Raw genomic sequence first — 22,534 nt, 5'->3', positions numbered from 1 at the left:
CGAACACGAAACGTGACCGACTCCGTCCGACGCAAGAGGTATTACTACTGAACATTCAAAAAAGCTTTTGTATAACTAGAAACTATGACGAGTATGAGCACCACGGAACCACGCGGGATCGACGCGGCGATAGACGGGTGTCGTCCCGCCGAGATAGACCCGATCGTCGTCGACGCGGCCGACCTCGAGAGTACCGCTCCCGAGTACCTCCGGGATCTCAAAGCCGGCCTCTCCGCCCGCGACTACCAGCCGGCGACGCTGGTCGTCGACGCCCGTTTCGCCGACGACTGTCCGCTCGCCACCGGCGAGGAGGCCGACAGGCTGCGCGGGTTCGTGCGCGCGGCCGCGTTCCTCGGGGCCGGCCGGATCGAGGTCCGTCTCGGTGAGGTCGCCGACGCCGACGCCGTCGACTCGACGCTCTCGGCGCTCGCCGAGCGCGCCCGCCGCGAGGGAGTCGAACTCGTTCGGATCGACGACGGCGTCGTGACGGACGGGAGCGATGCCGACCACACGACCGCCTGAACGCATGGCGACGAAGCGTTCGCTCGCGACGAAACTCGGCGTCGTCGCCGGGTTCGAGAACCCACGTGCGACCCTCGAACAGTACCCCACTCCCCCCGATCTCGCCGCGCACGTCGTCCATCTCGCCGACCTCCAGGGCGACGTCGACGGCCGAACGGTCCTCGACCTCGGTGCCGGGACGGGCATGTTCGCGCTCGCGGCCGCGCTTCGCGGGCCCGCACGCGTGGTCGGCGTCGAGCTCGACCGCACCGCCTTGACCACCGCTCGCAGAAACGAGCGCCGCATCGCCGCGAGCGCCCCCGTTCACTGGATACAGGGAGACGCGACGCGACCTCCGGTGACGTTCTCGGAACCGGTCACCGTCGTCATGAACCCGCCGTTCGGCGCGCAGGACGGCAACCGCAACGCGGACCGGTCGTTCCTCGCGACCGCGAGCGAGCTCGCGACCGTCTCCTACTCCGTCCACAACGCCGGAAGCCGGGAGTTCCTCGAGGCGTTCGCCGCCGACAACGGCGGCGAGGTGACCCACGCGTTCGCGGCCGACTTCGCGGTGGACGCCCAGTTCGAACACCACACTGAGGGGTCCCGCGAGCTCGACGTCGAGGTGTACCGGATCGAATGGGAGTCGGCCTCCCCGGCGTGAACCGTCGTCGGTTTACTCGACGACGATCGCGCCGCGGTGGCCGAGCCCGCGATGGGGTCGACAGGCGTACCGGAAGACGCCGGTCTCGTTGAACGTGTGCTCGAAGTGGACGCCGGGCTCGGCGTAGATCGTCTCGCTTCCGACGTCGGCGTCCTCGAAAGCGACGTCGTGTCCGCCCCCGCTGCCGGTCCACGACCACCGGATCGTCGTTTCGGTCGAGACCGTCACCGCGTGCGGGTCGAACGCGAGGTTCCCGCCGTTGCCGTCCGCCCCGGTCGTGATCTCGACGAGGTCCTCGTCCGTCCGGTCGGTGATACTCCCGTCGTACTCGTTCGTATCGACCAACCACTCGTCGACGGTGGGATAGCCGCTCGACGGCGCGGACTCGACCACCACGACGCCTTTCATCCCCGCCTCGGCCTGCGGTTCGCTGACGTACCGATACGTCCCCTCCGTCTCGAAGGTGTACTCGAACGTCGTCCCCGCCTCGCCGTCGGGCGCGCCGCTGTCGAACGTCCCGTCGGCGGCAACGACGTTGTGCTCGCGGTCGGTTCCGGTCCACTCCCACGTCACGGTCGTGTCGGGTGCGACCTTGATCGCGGGCGGCGAGAAGGACTTCGAGTTCGACACGTCGAGGTACACCGTCGGGGGGTCGTCGAACCGGAAGTCACGGATCCGGGGAGTCCGTGGGTCGTTAGCGGTCGCGAGCCAGTCGTCCAACGAGTCGTCGTTCTCGATCGCCGAAGTCTCCGTTCGGGCGTCCGCCGTCCGAAGGTTCTTGAAACCGGCCAGGGTACCGAGGCCGAGGACCGTGCTCGCTCCGAGGAACGCTCGTCGGTTGGTGGAGGGCATATGCGTGTCGGGATTCGTCCGTACGCCATACAAAAATGTGGACCTGTTCCAAGTTACTTAGAACCGTGTGAGGTCGTGTCACCAAGGCCCGAGACGGTTCGACGACACGACGCCCGTCGACGATTATCGGAATCCGAAACGACCGACCCGGTCAGAGCCGGGGCGTCCCCGAGGCGTCGACCGGCTCGGGCGAGTCGTGACCCGTCGGGTCGTCACGCAGTTGGAGATACGCCGACGCGATGATCGCGTAGTACGGCGTGAAGAACACGGCCGAGGCGGCGATCGTCACGGCGTCGCCGGCGACCGGAGCGCCGGCGAGATCGAAAAGCGGCGCGATGACGCCGATGAAGCCGCCGAACACGCCAGCCAGCACGACGATGCCGAACAGCTTGAGTCGCGAGCCACGGGCGAGCGCCCAGCTCCGTTTGAGACCGTCCACGAGCCCGCGCTCCTCGACGGCGATCGTGAAGACGAAGAACAGGAACGACACGGCGAAGAACAGCCCCGGAACGACGAGAAACGCCGTCCCGAGGAAGATCAGGACCGTCACGACTATCCCGCCGACCAAAAGCCGTACCGTGGTGCGGCCGAGCCGTCGCGTCGCGTCCGCGGGCAACGCCGACAGCTCCTCGAACGGCTGGACGAGCGCGCGGGCGACGACCGCGAAGAACGCCGCGGACAGGGGAAGCAGGGCACAGAACAGCGCGAGCGCGACCGGCCCCGAGACCGGCAGGGTGATCCCGACGTTCGCGCTGAACTGACCGGCCACGTCGGAGGGGAGGTATCCGAGGACTGCCGTGTTGACGGCCGCTTGCGTTGCGAACTGGATGAGGAGGAATCCGGCGAGGAGGGTCCCGCCAGTTCGAGTGAGGGTTCGTCGAAGCCCGTCGCTAACCGCATGGCTGAGGTGGAGGGCCATACTGGTTCACGTCCTCACATCTATGGTATAAATGGTCCGGAATTCGCACGAACTCAACCGGGTCGGCCGGAAGCATCGCCGTTCGCAGGCATCGCTCGGGCGAGGACGTCAGTTTCGGCTCCGTTCGCGCCCCTCGTACCGCTCCCGCTCGGCGACCCGGACCCGCGAGTCGCCACGCTCGGCGAAGATCGCCTCCTCCTCGCGGACGAACGCGACGCCGCGAAGCGTCACCGACTCGTTCTCCGGCGGGATCGGCGCCGTCGCGTTCGTCCCCTCGTGGGCGACCCGGAGTTCGAATCCCTCCTCGACGGCCGCGACCGTGACGTTCCGGCCATCGAGGCGTGGCTCCGCGTGGGCCGCATCGCTCACGAACAGCGTCGATCGGTTCCCCTCGCGAACCGCGTCGACGCGGTAGGTCGCGTTGCCGCCGACGGCGACCCACCCGGTGCGCTGTACCCAGACCGTCTCGCGCCAGCCCGTCCCGCCCACGTCGACGGCGCGGTATCCCCAGAACGCGAGGTTCCCCGTCGAGACCGCCCTGGTCCAGATCTCCCGGTCGGGGTTCGCGACGATCACCCCCGAGGTCCGCACCGACGTGGAGCGACCGAACGCCTCGACGTCGACGGCGCTCACCGTCCGATCCTCGACGTCCTCGGCGTAGGTCACCTGGTACCCCTCCACCTCGATCGAGTCGCCCGGGAGGTCACCCTCGTCGACCGCGACGAGGTTGGGGACGACCGCGGGGCCGGCGACCGCCGCGAACGCGGCGAGGAGACACAGAAGGCCAACCGCCGCGGGCGTCACGGAGGCGGCGCTCTCGCGGATCGTCCGCGGTTCCGGGACCGCGAGCGACGGCCGGATCGGGTCGTCACGACCCGCGACCGCGACCGCGACGATCGCGGCGAGCGCGAGGACGCCGGCGAGCCCCAGCGCGCGGTACAGCTCGTACCGATCGTTCCCGAGATACCAGTAGACCGCCCACAGTCGGCGTGACGCACCGAACAACAGTACGCCGGCGAAGACGACGAACGCCGACGTGCGCGACGGACCGGCATCGATCCCGAACGCGCGTCCGCTCGTCGGACCCGTTGCCCGCGCTCGTCGCCGCCGGAGAAGCCACGCACCGACGAGCGCGCCGGCGATCAGTCCGAGCGCGTGGCCCTGGACCGCGATGTTCGCCCAGCTCGGCGGCCCGAACGAGGGGGTCGCCTCGGCGATCTCCACCGGCGTTCGGACCGTCTCGTAGACGACGCTGACGAGCGTCGCCGCCGTCAACGACGCGATCGTTCCGACCGGATAGTGAACGAGCGCGAACCCCCACAGCGCGAAGACGACGCCAGAGAAACCGATCACCGGTCCCAAAGCGAAAAGCGAGGAGACGATCCCGAACGACAGGACCACGCCGGGGACCACACAGAACGCTCGAACGTACGGGTTCCGGCGGAGCGACCCGAACGTCTCGCTCCCGCGCTCGCGCGGGAAGTGCCCATAGGCGTACTCCGCGAGCGACCCCGCGACGAGCGTCGACAGCAGGTTGCCCGTGACGTGCCCGCGGCTCGCGTGGGAGAACCCCGCCCAGAGCATCCCCTCCGGGTAGAAGTACGACCACGCGCGAAACGGGATCACGACCGGGCGGTTCGGGTTCTCGAACCCGCTCTGGACGAACAGGTAGACGCCGATCACGAAGCCGACGGCGACGAGCGTTCCCCAGGGGACGCCCAGGAGCAGCCGCGAGCGGAGCCGCCGTCCCCATCTCCCGGCGGGCCGGTCCGTGGCGACCACCGCCGCGAGCGCGACGATCGACGCCGCACCCGCGACCAGCAGGTGAACGGCGTCGATCGGAAGCGCCTCGAGAGCCATATCCCCACTACAGCGACCGATCGCATATCAATTCGCGGGTCGACGTGGACGACGGACCGTCCCGAACGTGGGCGGCGGCCTCAGATCTTGTTTTCGGCGTCGTCGGCGAGCTCCTTCATCCGCTTGCCGACCCGGCCGGCGGGCGAGAACTCGTCCTCGCTCATCGCGTTCGCCAACGCATTCCCGAGCACGAACACGGCGTGTTTGTGCTCACTTTTGGATTTGTGGACGTGTGAGGGGTCGACCTCGAGCTCGTCGTACGGGTCGAACAGTCCCGCGTCGACCGTCTCCTGCTCCCGGAAGTGTTCCATGATCGTCACCATCTGTTCGTGAAGCTCGAGCAGTTCGTCCTTGTGCATGGACCCAAATACGGGTCGGAGCCGGTTTAAGCGTTGTTGAGGATGAGACGCACGGATCGACCACGAAACGGACGGGTCACGTCCCGGCCGTCGTTCAGAAGACGTACTCGTCTTCGTGGCCCATCATTCCCTCGTCCTCGAACCCGCCGGAGTCGTCGTCCTCCATGGGTCCGCTCGTCTTGTACGCCTTGATCCCGGTCGAGAGGAGCTCCTCGACGGCTTCCTCGCGGTTGAGGAACTCGCCCTGCTCTACCATCTGCGTGATCTGCATCTCCAGGTGTTCCGGGACGGTTATCTTCACCCGTGGCATTCTCTTGGCCGCGTCTAACAGGATAGTGTATATAAATGTAGCGTCGGGTGTCGGGTGATTCGAAACTCGATCTATTTGCTTTCGAAACAATACTTTCGAATTTGATATCCTCAGTACGCGGTTCTCCAAAACACTCGTTCGCGGCGGCCGAGACGTACCCATACGCGTCCGAACGGTACCCATACGTTCCCCGAGGTCGTATCACCGGTATGACCGAGACACGGACGGACGGGATCGAGGATCCCGAAACCGGGGAGATCGAGGATCTCACCGGGCTATACCACGAATACGGCGACGACCGGCTTCCCCCGGGACAGCGTGAGACGGACCGGTTTCCGGTGCTCTCGAAGAGCGGTACGCCATCGTGGGGGCCCGACGACGCCTTCGAGGTCTGGGGGGCCGTCGACGACCGACTCTCGTTGTCGCTCGAGGAGTTCAGGGACTTCCCCGCCGTCACCCAGCGACAGGACTTCCACTGTGTCACCGGCTGGAGTAAGCTCGACTGTGCGTTCACCGGCGTCGAGTTCGCCGAGATCGCGGAGCACGCGGGCGTTCACGACGACGCCGAGCACGTGATGTTCCACGCCCTCGACGGCTACACGACCGACCTCCCGCTCGAGGAGTGTACCCGCGAGGGCGTCCTCTTCGCCTACGGCTACGACGGCGAGGACCTCCCGTCCGACCACGGCGGTCCGCTCCGCGTCGTCACGCCCCACAAGTACGCCTACAAGGGCGCGAAGTGGGTCTCCGGCGTCGAGTTCCTGACGGATCGGGAGCTCGGGTACTGGGAGAAGCGCGGCTACAGCGACACGGCGAACCCGTGGAACGAGGAGCGGTACAGCTAGCTCGCGGACGGCGCCGGTCGTCCGTGCCGGTCGGATGAGTTGACACGCTTAAGAGCCTCCGGTCCCGAATCCTTTTCAATGGAACCGGCGCGTTCGACGTCGTCGCCGACGCTGGTCAGCCGCACGACCGCGATCGACCCGCCCGCGTTCGCCGCGGCGTTCGACGCGCTCCCGACGCCCAGGACGGTCTGGAGCGCCCCCGACGACGCGGTCGTGGTGGCGGGCGGCGCGGCCGCGACGCTAACCGCGAGCGGGGCCGACCGATTCGCCGCCGTCCGTCGGGCGACCGACGAGCTGTTCGACTCCGGCGACGTCCACGCCGGAACGGAGGCGGCCAGGCCGCGCGTGTTCGGCGGGTTCGCCTTCCACGAGGGGGCCTGTGCCGGCGATCCCTGGAAGCCGTTTCCGGAGGCGCGGTTCGTCCTGCCCCGCGTCCAGGTCACCTTCGCCGACAACGGGACCTGGCTCACGGCCACGGACGCCGGGTCGGACGCGTCGCCGGAGGCGGTCGAACGACGATTGGAACACGAGACCGAGCGGCTGGCGGGACGCTCGGTCGCCGGCCCCCGTCCCGCGCGGCCCGGGATCCGCGAGCAGCGACGGACGACGAGTCGGGACGCCTGGCGCGGGAGCGTCACCGCCGCGCTCGACCGGATCGGCGACGGCGAACTCCGCAAGGTCGTGCTCGCGCAGGCGCTCGAGGCGGACCTCGAGCGGGAGTTCCCGCGCGCGGCGACCCTCGAGCGCCTCGCCGGGAAGTACCCCGACTGTCACCGCTACTGTTTCGAACCCGACGACGGCGGGAGCGTCTTCTTCGGCGCGACGCCCGAGCGACTCGTCTCGCTTCGCGGGCGGACCGTCGAGACGGACGCGCTCGCCGGGACGACCGGTCGGGGAGAGACGCCGGCGGAGGACGAGTGGCTCGCCGAGGAGCTGCTCGCCGACGCCAAGAACGTCCACGAACACGAGCTCGTCGCCGAGACCGTGCGCGACCAGTTGGAGCCGTACGCCGCGTCCGTCTCGGCCGGCGACCGTCGCGTCCGCCGGCTCGCGACGGTACAGCACCTCCACACCCCGATCACGGCCGAGTTGGACGCGGATCGACACGTGCTCGAGCTGGTCGAGGCGCTCCACCCGACCCCGGCGGTGGGCGGGCTCCCCCCGGACCAAGCCCTGGAGACGATCCACGAGACCGAGCCGTTCGATCGCGGCTGGTACGCGGCCCCGGTCGGCTGGATCGACGCCGCCGGCAACGGCGCGTTCGCGGTCGCGATCCGTTCCGCGGTCGCGACGCCCACTCGAGCCACGCTCTTCGCCGGCGTCGGCCTCGTCGGCGACTCCGACCCCGACCGCGAGTGGGACGAGATCCAGCTCAAGTACCGGCCGATCCTCGACGAGCTGGAGGCGGACGGCGAGGACTGATCGGGCTACTGGAACATCTTCAGCGGCTCCGCCTGCGAGCTCTCCTCCGTGGCCTGTTGCATCCGCTCGGCGAGCTTCTGCTTCGCGTCCCGGATCTCCGTCGCCTGGTCCACGAGGCCGTCCGTCGGCGTCTCCGTGCCCGCGATCGGATCGATCCCGTCGAGGATGAGCCGCCGTGCGGCCTCCGGGTCGGGGAACTGCGGGTCCGACTCGACGACGAGGCCGACCGCGTCGCGACCGCGCTCCAACGCCTCGGCGAGCATCGCGCCGGTCGGGCCGGAGACGAGGCCGGCCTCGGGCGGGCTCGACAGCTCCGCGCGCGACAGCGCCTCGCCGCCCTCCCCCGTCGCGATCCCGTACAGCTCGGGCGGCTCCTCGTCCTTCTCCCGGCCGAGTCCCGAGAGGAACACCGGGAACGTACCGGTATCGTCGAACCAGGAGTCGAGACAGCCGGCGACCTCAGCCGCCGCGTTCGGGTGAACCGGCACGTCGCTGCGAAGGGCGACCAGGTCGCGGTCGGGATCGGCGTAGAGCCGAACCGGCGTCGTCACCGCCGGGTCGTCCTCCCGATAGACGGCCACCGGCGGGAGCCCGTCGCAGTGGACGTTGGCGTAGTGGGTCATCTCGTGCGCGTCGATCATGTGATCGGTCGCGATCTTGCCGACGAGCCCGACGCCCGGGAACCCCTCCACGAGCGTCGGCTCCTCGAGCGTCACGTCGCCGTCGAGAACGGATATTCGGGCCATACGCGGGCGTACGACGGCGGCGGACCTAAAGGTAGGGCCGTGGACGGATCGGACTGTCGATGGATCGGGCCGTGGCGCGCCTCCTCGCGCCCCGCAGGGCGGGAGGAGGCGGCGAGGTCGCCGGCGTTCCCGATCGCGACCACGTCCGGCCGGGAGACCGCCGACTGCCGACTGCAGACCATCGATCGTGTCCCGAAACCGACTAACCGACCGACACGAAAGAGCGCGCATGAACCCGCTCGACCGGTACGAGACGCTCGTCGACGACGTCGACGCGTTCCGGGCGGCCTGCGACCGACCCCTCCCCTCGGTCGTCCGCACGAACCGGATCAAGGCCTCGCCCGTCCGCGTCCGCGACGCGTTCGACGAGGCGGGCGTCGCATACGACCCGGTCGACTGGCACGACGGCCTGTTCCGGCTGCCGGACGGGAACCCCGGCGGGAACTGGCCACATCTCCACGGCTGGACGCACGGCCAGGAGGAGGTCTCCGTGCTCCCGGCGCTGGCGCTCGACCCGCAGCCCGGCGAACGCGTCTGGGACGCCTGTGCGGCCCCGGGCAGCAAGACGACCCAGATCGCCGACGCGATGGACGACACGGGGACGGTCGTCGCCAACGACAACAACCTCGGCCGGCTCTCGGCGCTCAGACACAACGCCGAGCGCCTCGGCGTGACGAACGCGATCGTCACGAACCAGGACGCGCGAAACTTCTCGACGAAGCCGCTCGCGTTCGACGAGTTCGACCGCGCGCTGGTCGACGCCCCCTGTTCGTGTGAGGGGACCTGTCGGAAGAACCCCGACGTGCTCGACGAGTGGACCCTCGACCACGTCCACGGCGTCGCCGGGATCCAGAAGGGGATCCTGACGCGGGCGATCCAGGCGACCCGCGCCGGCGGAACCGTGGTCTACTCGACCTGTACCTTCGCGCCCGAGGAGAACGAGGCGGTCCTCGACCACGCCCTCGCCAACGAGGCGTGCGAGGTCGTCCCGTTCGACCTCCCCCTCGAGACCGCGCCCGGCGTGACCGAGTGGGAGGGAGAGGAGTACGACGAGAGCGTGACTCGCGCCCGCCGGGTCTACCCCCACCACAACGACACGGGGGGGTTCTTCTGTGCGAAGCTGCGCGTCGGGGGGCCGGACGACCACGCCGGCGAAACGGAGGTGGCGCGATGAGCGATCCCGACCACGACCTCGAGCCCGACGCCGACCACGAACCCGCCAACGACGGCCAGCGGTTCGACCGGCTCCCGGCCACCCCCGCGGACCGCGAGGTCGCGGGACGCGCCAGCCGCGAGGAGGTCCTCGACTGGTGGGAGGAGCGGTTCGGGATCGGCCGCGACTTCCTCGACGGATACAGCTTCTGGGAGAAGGGGGCCGGGAAGGTGTGGGTCTTCAACGGGGAGGCGGACGACCCGAGCCGGGTGGAGGCGATCGGCATGACGTTCCTCCGGACCCGCCAGGAACACTGGAAGCCGACGACCCGTGCAGTCCAGCGGTTCGGCGGGCACGCGACCCGGAACGTCGTCGAACTCGACCCCGAGCGTGCGAGCCGGTTCGCGGCCGGCGAGGATCAGGACCTCCCCGACTGGGACGGCGACTGGGGCTACCTGATCGTGGCCCACCGGATCGCGGGCGGGACCGCCCCGATCGGCGTCGGTCTCTACCTCTACGACGAGCTGCGCTCCGTGGTGCCGAAGGGGAGCCGTGCGGACCTGCCGGTCGTCGATCGATGAGTCGGAGGCGGCGTACATACGGAAAAGGCGGGTGCTCGACCGGGGCGACCGTCCCGATCAGACCGACGTGTCGGTAGGCGGTTCGCGGGCCACGCTGGTGGCCGCGTACGCCCCCCAGAGCAGCAGGCCGAGGAGCATGATCGACGACCGGACCGTGAGCGGGACCAGCGTCTCGTGGACGATCTGGCCCTCCCCCGACACCGGATGCGGTGCCCCCGCGAGTATCTCGAGCAGCCCGATCCCGAGCGTTCCGATCAGGAGCAGGCCGCCGCCGCCGTACAACGCGATCCGTTCCGCCGTGGTGAGTTGAGTCATGTCTGGTTCCTCCGTTAGCCGATGAAGTGCCGCAGCCGCGGGTGGTCCCTCACGAGGTCCGTCCGGGCGAGGTAGGCGTCGATCCCGAGCACGCGGCCGGCCCCGAGCGTCGCGATCATCGCGAAGATCAACAGCCCGAGCAGGTCGCCGGTGATCACGCCGTGTGACCAGCCGCCCGTCTCGCCGTTGACGAAGTAGAAGAACGTCATGAGGAACGCGCCGAAGAAGGCGGCGAGTCTGGTCATCGCGCCGACGATCAGCCCGAGCCCGATCAGCGTCTGCCCGAGCGGCACCATCACGTTGGTGAACGAGAGCAGGATCCCGTCGGAGAACAGGACGAGTATCGGTCCCAGCGTCGTCTGTGCGGCCGCGCCGCCGACGAACCAACTCGCGTCGAAGGGCCACGCAAGGAACTTGTCCAGTCCCGCATGGAGGAACCACCAGCCGACGATCAGCCGCATCACGACCAGCCAGTAGGCCAGTCGCGACTCGTCGACCGGGAACGACACGTCCTGGCCGAGCAACCGCGTTCGGATGTCTGTAACCATATGTATCCCAGATTACACTGCGACCACCAGCTACATATATTTATTTCTGGATTACCACCATGCAGGAACGCCAATTCCGGAGCATGGCTCCGTTCGACGGGTTTCAGGCGTTGTCATCCCCGCGACCGTCGTGATCGTCATCGTCACCGTCGTCGTCACCGCCATCGTCGTCGGTTTCGTTCTCGGCCTTCCGACGGACGGTGCCGCCACCCAGTCCCTCCCATGCGACGCGGTAACCCAGCGCCGAGAGCGTCGCGCTCGCGTCGTCGATCCCGTACGCGTCGAGGCGTTCCTCGACCGCCGACAGCGACATCCCCGGCTCGATCTCGCCGCGGAGCCGCTCGAGGACGGCCGGCCGAACCAGCGTCCGTCCAACGAGCTCGTGGTCGGGGAACGGGCCGTCCTCGATCGCCGACTCGCTCACGCCGTGGCGATCCGCCAGCGCGTCGATCCGGATGACGTCGTCGTCGGGCGCGAACGAGTCCGGGAGCCCCGCACTCGCCTCGGCGACGAGGTCGGCCTCGTACTCGCGGAGGACGTCGACGACGTCCTTAACCCGGACGGTTCCCGTGTAGGTGAGCACGCGGTGGTCGCGCGCGGCGATCTCCTCGCCGACGCCGAGGCTCTCGTCGGCGGCGACGAGCAGGTCCACGTCCTCGACGCCCGCGAGCTGGTCGAGCTTCTTTGCGACGTACTCCGGCGTCCAGAATCCCATCACCTCGAAGTAGAGCCGGAAGTCCGCGTGGTCGTACTCGAACGCGAAGTCGGGGATCATCACCCGCGTTCCGGTCGCGAGGGGATCGGGCTCCCGAACCAGCGTCCAGTCGAGGTCGAGCCCGCGGAACCGTCCGGCGAAGTCGGCCTCGACGCCGCTGTCGAACTCCGGCTCGACGACGGGCTCGACGCCGGGGACGGTCACGTCGGCCTCGGAGAGCGTCATCGTCCGTTCGGTGCCCCGGTCGTCGATCGTCGCCTCGAACCGCCACTCGGCGGTGCCCGCGGCGGTCCGGAGGAGCCGGGCGAACGCGGTTCCATAGCGCCGGGTTCGCCGGAAGAGCGCGTCGGGGCCGGTGACGACGAGCTCCCGCCCGTCGTCGGTCCGTCGGAGCTCGTACATCAGCCGCAGCCGCTTGACCACGCTCACGAGCGCCTTTGGGTCGACGGACCGGACTCGGACCTCCGTGGCGTCGAACAGCGCGGTCTGGGCGAGCGAGAGGTTATACTGTTCGAGCAGGGTGTCGGGGGCGAAACGGACGTCGGCGTCGACGAGCACCTCGTTGACGTCGCGGTCGGCGTACAGGTCGGCGTCGACCGTTTCGGACTCGACGCCGAGGCGGTCGGCCGCGCGGCCGACCGCCCGGTCGCGGTCGCTTTCGCCGGCGACCCCGACGGCCTCGGCCGCCTCGAAGGCGGCACGACGGACCCGCGGCGGCGGGACGGTCGCACGCGTCTCGAAGGTACACTCGCGCTCGACCAGCGCCGCGAGCCCCCGGACGAGCTTGAAGTCGTCCGATCCGGCCTCCAGCGCGTCGAGCGCGTCCGTCAGGACCTCCCGTCGGTCGCCGACGCCGTCCGCGAACGTTCCGAGGACCTTCGCGGCGAGCGGGCGGTGCTCCCGGTCGACGAACTCGGGTCGGTAGCCGCCGCCGGCCCGGGAGACGCGCAGGAGGTCCTTCCGTAACACGCGACGTCGTAGGCGACGGGGGCGTTAATACCCGACGGAGACGATGCGGACGGGAGTAGACCCGAACGTGTTCGGACGTGTTTCCGAACCTCGAGATTCCGATCGCCCCTTAACCGAAAGCGGGGCCGAGGCCGATTCGTGATGAACGACGACGACGCCACCGGTCGGCGCATGGCTTCCAGACGCGGCTTCCTCTCAGTGGGGGCAGCCCTCGGAACCGCGGCGATCGCGGGGTGTGGGGCTCCGCGGTCGGACGCCAGCACGGCGAGCGCGGCGACCACGGACGAGGGAGGTGCGTCGGAGCCGGTCGAGCAGGCCGAGCGGAGCGAGTGGTCCGGGAGCGACTCGACGGCGGTCGAGACGGACCATCCCTACACGGCACCACGGACGACGATCGACCTCGACGAGACGGACGGCGCGATCACGATGTCCACGCGGGCGTGCCGTCACCAGTTGCTCGGAGACGACGCACGCGGTGGCCCGTGGGAGCTCCCGGAGGTCTGGGCGTGGGAGACGCCGGACACCGACCCGAGCGTCCCCGGACCGTTGCTCCGGGTCACGGAGGGGACCGACCTGGAGATCACCTACGACAACACCGAGCACAACCGGCCGCACACGTTCCACGTCCACGGGCTCTCCAAGGACTGGATGGACGACGGGGTCCCGACAACGACGGGACGGCAGGTCGCGCCGGGCGAGGAGTACACCTACGAGATCAGCGCGAACCAGCCGGGAACGCACCTCTACCACTGCCACTATCAGACGCAGAACCACCTCGACATGGGGATGTTCGGGATCCTCCGCGTCGACCCCGAAGGGTACGAGGCCCCGGACAAGGAGGCGTTCATGACGATCAAGGACTGGGACAGCCGGCTGTCGGCGTCGACCGCGGGCGGCGACGTCGACTTCAGTCACCGGAATCGAAACCCCGATGTCTTCACCGTGAACGGTCGCTGTGCGCCGTACACCTTCCACCCCGAGCAGGGATCTCCCCTCATCGTCGAGGAGGGCGATACGGTACGGGTCCATTTCGTCAACGCCGGCTACGAGTCGCACGCGATGCACACCCACAACCACGGCTTCACCGTCGTCGAGAAGGACGGCGGCGTGATCCCCGAGTCCGCCCGGCACCGCGAGGACGTGATCCCCATCGCGCCCGCGGAGCGGAAGACGATCGAGTTCACCGCCGACGCCGACCCCGGCGTCTACGCGCTCCACTGTCACAAGGTGAACCACGCGATGAACGGCGACACCTACCCCGGCGGCATGATCGGCGGGATGGTCTACGAGAGCGTCACGGACACGGAGCAGTTCGCCTCGGTGATGGAGATGGCCGGGTACGAGGGTAACTGACCGCGGGTCAGTCCGCTCCCTCGCCCGTCAGCCTCCGTTTCAGCTCGCCGCTCACGGTCGGGAGGTCCTCGACGAACTCGCGGACGATCGTCCGCTCGACGCGCTGGATCGTCTCGCTACACGTCGATTTCGCGATCCCGGCCGCCTCGGCGACCTCGGTGAGCGTGCTCTCGCGGGGGACGTCGTAGTAGCCGGCCTCGACGGCGATCAGGAGGAGTTCCAACTGGTTGTCGGTGAGCAGCTGGCTCGGATTCACGCGCTGTTGGACGAACTCGACCTCGTAGGACAGCCCCATTCCGGCGAGATGGTCGCCGAACGTCGAGAGGCGGTCGTGCGCGCCGGTCGCGTCGAGCGTGGCGATCCCGTTCGTTATCTCGACGGGCATCTCGATCGGGACGCCGGCACCCTGAGCGGCGAGGAGGAGGAGCGGGGAGGTCGCCTCGATCTGGACCGTCGTCTCGTCGGCCGAGCGCGTCATCACCGACGTCTCGGCGAGCCCGGAGTGGGCCTCCATCGCGGCGAGCACGTCCTCGACCTCGTCGGTCGTGATCCGGACGAGCGCGAACCCCGCCTCGTCCCCGGGCGTCGCGGTCAACACGCGGAAGACGGCGTCGGGAAACTCCCGGGAGACGTCGGCTATCCACGGGCCGTCCGGGAGGTCGACGAGGAGGCGTATCTGTGCCATGGTGATCACCCGAGCCGCCCGGCGTCGCGGGCGGTCGAACGACCGACGGTCGGAGCCGTCGGCGTATAAACGTGTCCGACCGTGTCGACGTACGGGCGTGTCCAACGGAGCGTCGGAGGTCCGGACCGACTCAACAGCAGAACATGAACGGGTAGACGAGCGCGACCCGGTCGCCCGCCTCCAGTTCGGTGTCGAACCCGCGTTCGTTCTCGTTGAACCGGCCGTTGACGAGGATCCGGGCGTACGCGATCGTCTGTTCGCCCACCGGGTTCTTCGTCCACGTCCCGGGAAGCTCCTCGGGCGTCGGGGCCCAGCCGCTGTGGGTGGCGTCCGCCTCGGTCTCCGCGATGAGCAGGTCCTGGAGCTCCGGATAGTCCTCGAAGAGCGCGTCGAGGAAGTCCCGGAGCGTGTCCCCCGCGAAGGTGTACTCGAACTCGTAGGTCCCGTCCAGTTCCGTGCGAACGTGGCCGGTACACCTGACCGTCACGGTCGTCTCCGGCGGCTCCTCGGCGGTCGCGGCGTCGTCCTCGGTCACCCGTTCGTCCGGGCGTTCCTCGGCGGTCGTGCTCATGCCGGAGGATGCGTTCGCCATCCGGGTAAACGACGACCCGAACACGTTCGCCTCCCTGGCCACCGGTGTGGCTCGAGGCGATCTGAGGGGAGGTTCGTGGAGATCGTACGCGTGTTTCACGCCGATCCTCCCGGATCGATCGCTCTCACCTCCCCACGGATCGATGGGCTCCCACTGCGGCCGATCAGCCCTCGTCGGGACCGGCGTCCAGCCGCCGGAAGGACCGACCGGCGAGCCACACCGACGCTCCGGCGATCCCGAGCGTGGCGAGCGCCAACCCGCCGCCGGGTTCGTACAGAAGCGGCGGATGGTAGCCGGCCCAGTAGTCGACGACGACGTTCGCGACGCCGAGCACGGCGGCGAGCCCCAGCGCCCCGCGGGTGGTCCGCCCGAACGCCGGGAACGAGAGCGCGAGCCCGACGAAACACAGGTGCGTCCCCAACACCCCCCAGTAGTAGATCCACGCGTCGGGCGCGGTCACGTACGACCGGAACGCGAGGTTGAGCGAGACGACCGGCCAGAGTCCGAACTGGACGAGCCAGACGAACGAGACGGTGTGGAGGTACGCGAGCGGACGGTTCGTCGGGGTCTCAGTCACCGGATCCCCGGAGCCGACGGTCGGCAGCAGCGTCGCGAGCGAGAGGGTACCGAGCGCGACCGCCACCGCGGAGTCGGCGTACAGCGGCCACAGGACCGTCGGAACCTCCCCGAGAGTGCCGGCGTAGTAGTCGACGCCGATGAGGAACATGAACGCCGTCAGTCCGAACACGACGCCGAGGCTGCGAGCGTCCCCGAGCAGCTCCCCGGCGACCGCGTCACGAACTCGCCGACGAACCGTCGGATCGCGGAGCCGACGGAGACGAGTCACGTCCCCGTGTGAGCGGTGAGACGGCTAAAACCTCACGCTCCCGACACCGTGGTTATCAATCACGGGTATTTGCCAGACACCTTTTTCAACGGGCGAGGAGTGTTCCGACTCATGAACGGAGGCGGCACGGAGCGTTCGCCAGTTCCCCCGGAGGACGACGACGGGAGGGCGGGAGCGACGCCTCCGTCCGCCGACGTCGCCAGGGTCGGCCGGTACACCTGGCACGACTTCCTCGTGGGACGAGGTAGGGACGACGTCGCGTCCGTGCTGTACGAGTGGGTCCCCAACGTCCCCTCGGTGCCGGCGAGCGCGATCAAGGGGAGGTTCGACGGATTCGACGGGCCCGTCGTCCGTGCGGTCGGCGTCGTGGAGCCCTTCCTGGCGGACGGCTCGACCGCCGTCGACGGTCACGGCACCCCCGAGAAGGGGGCGCTCGTCGTCGGGGACCGCGACGTGGTCGTCGACGGTCGAGCCGTCTTCGACGACGGCTACGGCGGCTCCGACGAGGTGGATGACACGAACGGCGTCCCGGGCTCCGTCGTCGTCTCGGGAACGGACGTCGAACCCGCGCCGGCCGGCCCGCCGACCGAGCTCGACTGGGAGCGCGTCGCGTTCGACCCGACGGAGTTCCTCGGCTTCGACCCGACGGAGACGGACGATCGGGTCCGGGGGGCGGTCGCGGTCGGCGATCTCCTGTGGGACCGGTGTCACGCCCGGTATAACCTCTACGAAGTACCGGTGCTCAAGGGGTACTACACCTGGGACGACTACGCCGACGAGTACTTCTACGACGAGGAGGGGAACCCGCCCACGGACGAGGAGGGCGAGCCGCTGTCGTTTACCCAGCGGGACAAGGCCGACGCGCTGGGGTTCGATCCGGACCGGATCGACGAGGCGCTCTCCTCGGGCGGGGACGCGGCCGAGGACCTCGCCGAGCTGGTCGACGAGCGGACGGTCGACGTCGACCCCGAGATCGACGAGGACGCGTTCTTCTCGACGGCGGACGGGTCGACCACCCTCGTGAACCGCTACGACCTCGAGAAGGCGGTCCCGATGCCGAAGAAGACCCACTTCCGCGAGGAGGAGCGCTACTGGGTGAACGAGCCGTACGCGTTCGTGATCGTGTTCCGCTCGACGAAGGAGAACGAGCGGAAGTACTACGCGGTCCAGCCGTACCTGACGCGGATCGAGACGGACCTGACCGAGTTCCTCACGGGAAAGCTCCGCACCTCGATCAAGTACGCGGACGAGTCAATCGCGGGCGGCGACGAGGCGTTCCGCGAGGACGTCATCGCCGAGGAGACCAGAGCGCTGCTCGACCGATACGGCCTCTACGAGGAGACGGGAGGAGCCGACGAGTTCGTGACGGACCTCCTCGACCGACTCGACCGGTTCGGGATCGACTTCGACCGGCTCGGGATCGACCCGACCGAGGGTCTCCCGGGCCGACTCGCCGAGGCGATCGGATACCGTCCGGCGGACGACGGGGACCCCGCGAGCGACGGGGACGCTCCCGTAAGGATCAGCGTGCGTCCGGAGCCGGCGATACTCGAGGACGACGCACGGACCCTCTCGGCGTATCAGGTGGAGAAGCTGTTGTACTACCTCAAACGCGACTTCATCGGGTACGAGCGGATCGACCCGATCAAACACGACATCAACGTGGAGGACATCTCCTGTGACGGGTACGAGTCGCCGGTCTTCGTCTACCACGCCGACTACGAGCAGATCATCACCAACGTCTACCACGGCACGGACGAGCTCGACGACTTCGTGGTGAAGCTCGCCCAGCGGTCCGGCAAGGGGATCTCGAAGCGCCGTCCGCAGGTGGACGCGACCCTCCCCGACGGTTCGCGGGCACAGCTCACGCTCGGCCGGGAGGTCTCGGACCACGGAACCAACTACACCATCCGGCAGTTCAACGACATCCCGTTCACGCCGATCGACCTGATCAACTGGAAGACGTTCTCGCTCGACCAGATGGCGTTCCTCTGGCTCTGTATCGAGAACAACAAGAACCTGATCTTCGCCGGCGGGACCGCCTCCGGGAAGACGACGAGCCTGAACGCGGTGTCGCTCTTCATCCCCTCGAACGCGAAGATCGTCTCTATCGAGGACACCCGCGAGGTCGAGCTGCCCCAGCGCAACTGGATCGCGTCGGTGACGCGGCCCTCCTTCTCGGACGACGACAAGGGAGACGTCGACGAGTTCGACCTGCTCGAGGCCGCGCTCCGCCAGCGCCCGGACTACATCGTGATGGGCGAGATCCGCGGGGAGGAGGGCCGGACCGCGTTCCAGGTGATGTCGACGGGCCACACCACCTACACCACGTTCCACGCCGACTCCGTCGGCGAGGTGCTCAAGCGCTTCACCACCGACCCGATCAACGTCTCGAAGACGATGTTCACCGCCCTCGATCTGGTCTCCATCCAGACGTCGACGCGGGTCCAGGGGCGGAAGGTCCGCCGGAACAAGTCGATCACCGAGATCAACCACTACGACGCCGAGAACGACGAGATCAACGTCCAAGACGTCTTCCAGTGGCAGGCCGAGACCGACGAGTTCCTCCGGATGGGCGACTCGAACGTCCTCGAGGAGATCATGTTCGACCGCGGATGGAGCCGGGCGACGCTGGACGACGAGCTCCGAAAGCGCCGGATCGTGTTGGCGTACCTCATCGACCGCGGGCTCAACAGCTACGCGCAGGTGGCCGCGACGTTCCAGGCGTTCATCAACGACCCGGAGACGGTCCTCGCGCTGATGGCCAACGACGAACTGGAGCGGTCCCTGGAGGACCTCCGGGAGATGGAGTCGGTCCTGATCGACGTCGACCGCGACAAGGAGGCGATGGTCCCGCGACCGGACCCCGACGAGGCGGGTCGCGAGGAGGCGGCGGCGATCCTCGCGGACGCCGAGGAGGTGTTCGAGACCTACCGCGGCTCGGTCCCCGACTCGGTCGCCGGCGCGCTGCTCGCGGTCGACCCCGCCCCCGGCGTCGAGGCCCACCCCGACGACGAGCGTGAGGTCCTCGCGGAGATAGCGGAGGACGCGGCCGCGTTCGAGGCGAATGCAGCCGAGTTCGAGGCGGACGCAGCCGAGCCGTCGGCCGGGGGTGACGACCGCGTGGACGGCCCCAGTGACGGTTTCACGGTGGACCGGGAGGGGTCGAACGCAGATGCCAGCGGCGGGATCGACTTCGGACGATCCTTCGACGACGGGATCGACGTGGTCGGACCCGTGTCTGACCCGGAAACCGAGACGGACGGCCTCCTCGGAGACGTCGGGTCGTCCGAGAATCCTCCGACGGAGGCGATCGATCGCGAGTGGGACGAAAACGAGTCCACGCGGGAGGAGAGCGACGCGCGAGAAGCCGGCGACGGGGAAGTGGGCGGGCGAAACGGCGAGGAGGCGACTCACGATGAGGGTGAGGACGGGAGAGCCGTGGTAGAGGATGAGGGTTCGGACGAGGAAGGCATGGCCGACCATAACGTCGAGGACGAGGAGGACGCGACCGAGGATGAAGGCGAGGACGAGGGAGACGCGGCCGACGACGATGCCGAGCCCGTCGACGACGGGTGGGGATTCGAGGCCGTCGAGCCGGCCGAGGAGGGGGGATAGCGCCGTGAGATCCCGCCGAGGGCATCGATGAGCCTCGACGCAGGCGTCGGAGCCGATTCGGTCGACGGCGACCTCCTCGGACAGCTCTTCTATCCGGTCTTCGGCCTGCTCTTCGATCCGGACGGCGACCTCGTCGGCGACGTCGAGCGCAAACTCGCGGAGGCGCGGATGCCCGACCCCGTCGAGATGTACGTCTCGCGGGCGCTCGGCGTGGGCGTGCTGGTGGGCGTCGCCCTCGCCGTCGTCGGAACGCTTCTGGGGTACGGCGTGTTCGCGCTCGGAGCGCTCTCGCCGGAGGCGCTGTCGCTCGGGATCCCCGCACCCAACCCGGGCACTCGGGAGCTGATGCGGTCGCTCGTGGTCCCGACGGCGGTCCTCGTCAGCGGCGGCGTCTTCGGATCGATCGGGTTCGCCACGGGCTTCGGCGGACTGCTCGCGGTTCCGTACTCGCGGTCGGCGAGCCGGGAGCGGGAGATCAACATGCTGCTCGCCGACTCCGTCTCATTCATGTACGCGCTGTCGGTCGGCGGGCTCAACCAGCTCGAGATCCTGCGGGCGATGGCGACCGCTGAGGACACCTACGGGGAGGTGTCACGGGAGTTCCAGAGCATCATCAACGAGACGGAGTACTTCGGGACCGACTACCGGAACGCGCTTCGAAAACAGTCGATGGAGACGCCCTCCGAGGAACTGTCACAGTTCCTCGCCGACATGCTCTCGATCGTCAACTCCGGCGGCGAGATGGAGCCGTTCCTGAAGGACAAAAAGGAGAAACACCTCCGGACGTCCAAACAGGAGCGCGAGATGACCCTCGAGACGCTGGAGCTGTTCGGGGAGATGTACATGACGCTCTCGCTCTTCCCGTTGCTTCTCATCATCATCCTCGTGATCATGGGGATGATGGGCGAGTCCGACGATCGACTGCTGTACGCGACGGTGTACGTCCTCATCCCGTTGACCGGGATCGGTTTTCTCGTGCTGGTCTCGACCGTGAAACAGGACGAGCCGGGCGACGGCTTCCTCCGGCCGGACGGCGGCAGCGACCGGCTCCGACAGACGAGCCGCGAGGGACTGCTCCACTTCGGGCTGATCGAGGCGTTCGTCGGCCGCGGTAGCGTCTTCGACCGGATCCGCGACCGCGAGGGGACCCACAAGACCAAGCAGATCCTCGCGGCACCCCACCACTTCCTCCGGGACAACCCGCTTTACACCCTCGCGTTGACCGTCCCGGCCACGCTGGCGCTCCTGGCGATCGCGCTCGGGGCGGAGGCGGCCCCGACGACCTTCGACGGCTGGGTCGGTGCCCCGGTCTGGTCGGCGTTCCTCTGGGTATACGTCCCGGCGTACCTGACGCTGATCCCGCTCGCGACGTTCTACGAGTGGGACCAGCGCGCCAAGCGGTCGGTCACGGGGAAGCTCTCGGAGAACCTCCGGAAGCTGTCGTCGGCCAACGACACGGGACAGACGCTCCTCGAGTCCGTCCGGACCGTCGCGGACACCTCCTCGGGAACGCTCGCGGAGGAGTTCGAGGTGATCCACGCCAAGGTGAACTACGGGATGAGCCTGCGCGACGCGCTCGTCGAGTTCAACAACAAGTACGCGGTCCCGCGGCTCGCGCGGACGGTGAAGCTGATCGCCGAGGCACAGGAGGCCTCCTCACAGATCACGGACGTGTTGACCACCGCGGCACAGGCCTCCGAGAACCAGGACGACATCGAGCGGGAGCGGCGGTCGCGGACCCGGATGCAGGTGGCGATCATCATCATGACGTACGTCACGCTGCTCGGCGTGATGGCCATCCTCCAGACGCAGTTCATCGACGTGATGGGCGGGCTCGCACAGGGTGCGGAGGGAGCCTCCGGCGGTGCCGGGGCCGTCGCCGGCGGCGGGGGCGGGTTCGGCGGCGGCGGCGTCGATCCCGACACCCTCTCGATGCTGTTCTTCCACGCGGTGACGATCCAGGCCGTGCTCTCGGGGTTCATCGCCGGATACATCCGGAACGCGGAGCTCCTCTCCGGAGTGAAGTTCGCCGTCGCCCTGATGACGCTCGCGCTGGGGGTGTGGATCTATGTCGGGTGAGAGGCCCGACGGGAGCACAGTCGCCGACGGGGGCCGCCGGGACGACCGCGGCCAGACCCAGATCGACTTCGCGGTCGGTGCCGGCGTGTTCCTGGTGACGCTCGCGTTCGTGATCGCGTTCGTTCCGACGCTCTTCGAGCCGTTCGCCGTCGCCGATACCGCCTCGCCGCTCGTTTCGGACCGGATCGCCGACGGGACCCTCGACCTGCTCGGCGCTTCCACGAACGTCTCCGGCGAGGCCACCGCGGTCCACGCGCCGACCCGACCGGGCGTCCTCTCGCCGGCGTGTACCGTCGCGTTCTTCGCACCTGACGCACCGTTCGCGAACGACACCGGCTGCCCGTTCGACGCCGACACCGACCTCGCCGTGCTGTTCGGGACCGACGACGACGTCCAGATCGTCGTCCACGACCTCAACGAGACCGCGCCGACGGAAGGCGCCGACGGACTCGACGTCGAGACGCGGGCCGGAACCGTCGAGAACGTCAGCCTCCATCGGTCGACCGCCGATCCCGGGTCCGCCGTCGACGACGTCACCGTCTCCCGCCGGATCGTCTCGCTGAACGGGGCCCAGTACCGGCTGACGGTGCGGGTGTGGTGA

At 68.6% G+C, this 22,534-nt stretch carries 22 protein-coding genes and 1 pseudogene; 10 read left to right on the top strand and 13 right to left on the bottom strand.

What is annotated here, in order from left to right:
* Positions 1–93: 93 nt before the first annotated feature.
* Positions 94–522, top strand: a complete 429-nt coding sequence (locus EAO78_RS10535) for a hypothetical protein (RefSeq protein WP_122105792.1) — start codon at positions 94–96, stop codon at positions 520–522.
* A 4-nt stretch (positions 523–526) separates the two neighbouring features.
* A complete protein-coding gene (locus EAO78_RS10530; protein ID WP_122105791.1) occupies positions 527–1,165 on the top strand; it encodes an METTL5 family protein in 639 nt (212 codons plus the stop codon).
* Between the two features lie 12 nt (positions 1,166–1,177).
* Here the strand turns inward: EAO78_RS10530 and EAO78_RS10525 are convergent, their stop codons facing one another.
* The 5 genes from EAO78_RS10525 to EAO78_RS10505 form a co-directional block, all read right to left on the bottom strand.
* The gene (locus EAO78_RS10525; RefSeq protein ID WP_238987667.1) at positions 1,178–2,017 is read right to left on the bottom strand and encodes a halocyanin domain-containing protein; all 840 of its coding nucleotides are present in this window, start codon (positions 2,015–2,017) and stop codon (positions 1,178–1,180) included.
* A 151-nt stretch (positions 2,018–2,168) separates the two neighbouring features.
* Positions 2,169–2,936, bottom strand: a complete 768-nt coding sequence (locus EAO78_RS18450) for a hypothetical protein (protein ID WP_238987666.1) — start codon at positions 2,934–2,936, stop codon at positions 2,169–2,171.
* 108 nt (positions 2,937–3,044) lie between these two features.
* The gene (locus EAO78_RS10515) at positions 3,045–4,796 is read right to left on the bottom strand and encodes a rhomboid family intramembrane serine protease (RefSeq protein WP_122105790.1); all 1,752 of its coding nucleotides are present in this window, start codon (positions 4,794–4,796) and stop codon (positions 3,045–3,047) included.
* A gap of 80 nt (positions 4,797–4,876) precedes the next feature.
* Complete coding sequence (locus tag EAO78_RS10510) at positions 4,877–5,155, bottom strand: UPF0058 family protein (protein ID WP_122105789.1); 279 nt, start codon at positions 5,153–5,155, stop codon at positions 4,877–4,879.
* A 94-nt stretch (positions 5,156–5,249) separates the two neighbouring features.
* Positions 5,250–5,465 carry a ribbon-helix-helix domain-containing protein gene (locus EAO78_RS10505; RefSeq protein ID WP_066415053.1) on the bottom strand — a complete coding sequence of 72 codons (216 nt, stop codon included), beginning with the start codon at positions 5,463–5,465 and terminating at the stop codon, positions 5,250–5,252.
* 209 nt (positions 5,466–5,674) lie between these two features.
* Here EAO78_RS10505 and EAO78_RS10500 point away from each other — a divergent pair, with 209 nt between their 5' ends.
* Both EAO78_RS10500 and EAO78_RS10495 read left to right on the top strand, forming a co-directional pair.
* Positions 5,675–6,310: a molybdopterin-dependent oxidoreductase gene (locus EAO78_RS10500; protein ID WP_122105788.1), complete on the top strand. Its 636-nt coding sequence runs from the start codon at positions 5,675–5,677 to the stop codon at positions 6,308–6,310.
* A 78-nt stretch (positions 6,311–6,388) separates the two neighbouring features.
* The gene (locus EAO78_RS10495; protein ID WP_122105787.1) at positions 6,389–7,732 is read left to right on the top strand and encodes an isochorismate synthase; all 1,344 of its coding nucleotides are present in this window, start codon (positions 6,389–6,391) and stop codon (positions 7,730–7,732) included.
* A 5-nt stretch (positions 7,733–7,737) separates the two neighbouring features.
* On the opposite strand, the gene EAO78_RS10490 is transcribed toward EAO78_RS10495, so the two are convergent.
* Positions 7,738–8,478, bottom strand: a complete 741-nt coding sequence (locus EAO78_RS10490; protein ID WP_122105786.1) for a proteasome assembly chaperone family protein — start codon at positions 8,476–8,478, stop codon at positions 7,738–7,740.
* Positions 8,445–8,660 carry a hypothetical protein gene (locus EAO78_RS17720; RefSeq protein WP_136516505.1) on the bottom strand — a complete coding sequence of 72 codons (216 nt, stop codon included), beginning with the start codon at positions 8,658–8,660 and terminating at the stop codon, positions 8,445–8,447. The genes EAO78_RS10490 and EAO78_RS17720 overlap by 34 nt, the downstream gene beginning before the upstream one ends.
* A gap of 47 nt (positions 8,661–8,707) precedes the next feature.
* Here EAO78_RS17720 and EAO78_RS10485 point away from each other — a divergent pair, with 47 nt between their 5' ends.
* Together EAO78_RS10485 and EAO78_RS10480 are read left to right on the top strand one after the other, a co-directional pair.
* A complete protein-coding gene (locus EAO78_RS10485) occupies positions 8,708–9,652 on the top strand; it encodes an RsmB/NOP family class I SAM-dependent RNA methyltransferase (RefSeq protein ID WP_122105785.1) in 945 nt (314 codons plus the stop codon).
* Positions 9,649–10,212, top strand: coding sequence for a DUF7122 family protein (locus EAO78_RS10480; protein WP_122105784.1), 564 nt, complete (start codon positions 9,649–9,651; stop codon positions 10,210–10,212). Before EAO78_RS10485 ends, EAO78_RS10480 begins: the two co-directional genes overlap by 4 nt.
* A gap of 57 nt (positions 10,213–10,269) precedes the next feature.
* Here the strand turns inward: EAO78_RS10480 and EAO78_RS10475 are convergent, their stop codons facing one another.
* The 3 genes and pseudogenes from EAO78_RS10475 to EAO78_RS10465 all read right to left on the bottom strand — a co-directional run.
* Positions 10,270–10,527, bottom strand: a complete 258-nt coding sequence (locus tag EAO78_RS10475) for a hypothetical protein (protein WP_122105783.1) — start codon at positions 10,525–10,527, stop codon at positions 10,270–10,272.
* 14 nt (positions 10,528–10,541) lie between these two features.
* Positions 10,542–11,075 (bottom strand): DoxX family protein, encoded by a 534-nt coding sequence (locus tag EAO78_RS10470; RefSeq protein WP_122105782.1) that lies wholly within the window; start codon positions 11,073–11,075, stop codon positions 10,542–10,544.
* A 187-nt stretch (positions 11,076–11,262) separates the two neighbouring features.
* A pseudogene (locus tag EAO78_RS10465) lies at positions 11,263–12,759 on the bottom strand (DUF790 family protein); the annotation flags it as partial.
* Positions 12,760–12,900: 141 nt separating this feature from the next.
* Here EAO78_RS10465 and EAO78_RS10460 point away from each other — a divergent pair.
* The gene (locus tag EAO78_RS10460; RefSeq protein WP_122105780.1) at positions 12,901–14,112 is read left to right on the top strand and encodes a multicopper oxidase domain-containing protein; all 1,212 of its coding nucleotides are present in this window, start codon (positions 12,901–12,903) and stop codon (positions 14,110–14,112) included.
* A 7-nt stretch (positions 14,113–14,119) separates the two neighbouring features.
* Here the strand turns inward: EAO78_RS10460 and EAO78_RS10455 are convergent, their stop codons facing one another.
* From EAO78_RS10455 to EAO78_RS10445, 3 genes are all read right to left on the bottom strand, one after another.
* The gene (locus EAO78_RS10455; protein WP_122105779.1) at positions 14,120–14,797 is read right to left on the bottom strand and encodes a helix-turn-helix domain-containing protein; all 678 of its coding nucleotides are present in this window, start codon (positions 14,795–14,797) and stop codon (positions 14,120–14,122) included.
* A gap of 130 nt (positions 14,798–14,927) precedes the next feature.
* The gene (locus EAO78_RS10450) at positions 14,928–15,368 is read right to left on the bottom strand and encodes a MoaD/ThiS family protein (RefSeq protein ID WP_122105778.1); all 441 of its coding nucleotides are present in this window, start codon (positions 15,366–15,368) and stop codon (positions 14,928–14,930) included.
* Between the two features lie 184 nt (positions 15,369–15,552).
* Entirely contained in the window at positions 15,553–16,236 is a 684-nt protein-coding gene (locus EAO78_RS10445; RefSeq protein WP_122105777.1) for a DUF1405 domain-containing protein, read from the bottom strand.
* Between the two features lie 111 nt (positions 16,237–16,347).
* Here EAO78_RS10445 and EAO78_RS10440 point away from each other — a divergent pair, with 111 nt between their 5' ends.
* Genes EAO78_RS10440 through EAO78_RS10430 form a run of 3 tightly spaced genes read left to right on the top strand, consistent with a single transcriptional unit; the run spans position 16,348 to position 22,534 of the window.
* Positions 16,348–19,854 (top strand): type II/IV secretion system ATPase subunit, encoded by a 3,507-nt coding sequence (locus EAO78_RS10440; protein ID WP_122105776.1) that lies wholly within the window; start codon positions 16,348–16,350, stop codon positions 19,852–19,854.
* A 27-nt stretch (positions 19,855–19,881) separates the two neighbouring features.
* Positions 19,882–21,933 (top strand): type II secretion system F family protein, encoded by a 2,052-nt coding sequence (locus tag EAO78_RS10435; protein ID WP_122105775.1) that lies wholly within the window; start codon positions 19,882–19,884, stop codon positions 21,931–21,933.
* On the top strand, positions 21,923–22,534 hold the full coding sequence (locus tag EAO78_RS10430; protein ID WP_122105774.1) for a DUF7287 family protein: 612 nt from the start codon (positions 21,923–21,925) through the stop codon (positions 22,532–22,534). Before EAO78_RS10435 ends, EAO78_RS10430 begins: the two co-directional genes overlap by 11 nt.

This window comes from Halobellus captivus (assembly GCF_003697845.1).
GTDB lineage: Archaea > Halobacteriota > Halobacteria > Halobacteriales > Haloferacaceae > Halorubrum > Halorubrum glutamatedens.
Note: the sequence above shows the minus strand (reverse complement) of the source record. Positions and strands in the feature narration are given on the sequence as shown.

What these genes read in the sequence shown, in the direction of transcription:
- EAO78_RS10525 (WP_238987667.1), bottom strand. Translation starts at nt 2,017, where the DNA reads ATGCCCTCCACCAACCGACGAGCGTTCCTCGGAGCGAGCACGGTCCTC.
- EAO78_RS10450 (WP_122105778.1), bottom strand. Translation starts at nt 15,368, where the DNA reads ATGAGCACGACCGCCGAGGAACGCCCGGACGAACGGGTGACCGAGGAC.
- EAO78_RS10510 (WP_122105789.1), bottom strand. Translation starts at nt 5,155, where the DNA reads ATGCACAAGGACGAACTGCTCGAGCTTCACGAACAGATGGTGACGATC.
- EAO78_RS10455 (WP_122105779.1), bottom strand. Translation starts at nt 14,797, where the DNA reads ATGGCACAGATACGCCTCCTCGTCGACCTCCCGGACGGCCCGTGGATA.
- EAO78_RS10475 (WP_122105783.1), bottom strand. Translation starts at nt 10,527, where the DNA reads ATGACTCAACTCACCACGGCGGAACGGATCGCGTTGTACGGCGGCGGC.
- EAO78_RS10530 (WP_122105791.1), top strand. Translation starts at nt 527, where the DNA reads ATGGCGACGAAGCGTTCGCTCGCGACGAAACTCGGCGTCGTCGCCGGG.
- EAO78_RS10470 (WP_122105782.1), bottom strand. Translation starts at nt 11,075, where the DNA reads ATGGTTACAGACATCCGAACGCGGTTGCTCGGCCAGGACGTGTCGTTC.
- EAO78_RS10490 (WP_122105786.1), bottom strand. Translation starts at nt 8,478, where the DNA reads ATGGCCCGAATATCCGTTCTCGACGGCGACGTGACGCTCGAGGAGCCG.
- EAO78_RS10430 (WP_122105774.1), top strand. Translation starts at nt 21,923, where the DNA reads ATGTCGGGTGAGAGGCCCGACGGGAGCACAGTCGCCGACGGGGGCCGC.
- EAO78_RS17720 (WP_136516505.1), bottom strand. Translation starts at nt 8,660, where the DNA reads ATGGTCTGCAGTCGGCAGTCGGCGGTCTCCCGGCCGGACGTGGTCGCG.
- EAO78_RS10480 (WP_122105784.1), top strand. Translation starts at nt 9,649, where the DNA reads ATGAGCGATCCCGACCACGACCTCGAGCCCGACGCCGACCACGAACCC.
- EAO78_RS18450 (WP_238987666.1), bottom strand. Translation starts at nt 2,936, where the DNA reads ATGGCCCTCCACCTCAGCCATGCGGTTAGCGACGGGCTTCGACGAACC.
- EAO78_RS10505 (WP_066415053.1), bottom strand. Translation starts at nt 5,465, where the DNA reads ATGCCACGGGTGAAGATAACCGTCCCGGAACACCTGGAGATGCAGATC.
- EAO78_RS10535 (WP_122105792.1), top strand. Translation starts at nt 94, where the DNA reads ATGAGCACCACGGAACCACGCGGGATCGACGCGGCGATAGACGGGTGT.
- EAO78_RS10495 (WP_122105787.1), top strand. Translation starts at nt 6,389, where the DNA reads ATGGAACCGGCGCGTTCGACGTCGTCGCCGACGCTGGTCAGCCGCACG.
- EAO78_RS10460 (WP_122105780.1), top strand. Translation starts at nt 12,901, where the DNA reads ATGAACGACGACGACGCCACCGGTCGGCGCATGGCTTCCAGACGCGGC.
- EAO78_RS10500 (WP_122105788.1), top strand. Translation starts at nt 5,675, where the DNA reads ATGACCGAGACACGGACGGACGGGATCGAGGATCCCGAAACCGGGGAG.
- EAO78_RS10485 (WP_122105785.1), top strand. Translation starts at nt 8,708, where the DNA reads ATGAACCCGCTCGACCGGTACGAGACGCTCGTCGACGACGTCGACGCG.
- EAO78_RS10440 (WP_122105776.1), top strand. Translation starts at nt 16,348, where the DNA reads ATGAACGGAGGCGGCACGGAGCGTTCGCCAGTTCCCCCGGAGGACGAC.
- EAO78_RS10515 (WP_122105790.1), bottom strand. Translation starts at nt 4,796, where the DNA reads ATGGCTCTCGAGGCGCTTCCGATCGACGCCGTTCACCTGCTGGTCGCG.
- EAO78_RS10435 (WP_122105775.1), top strand. Translation starts at nt 19,882, where the DNA reads ATGAGCCTCGACGCAGGCGTCGGAGCCGATTCGGTCGACGGCGACCTC.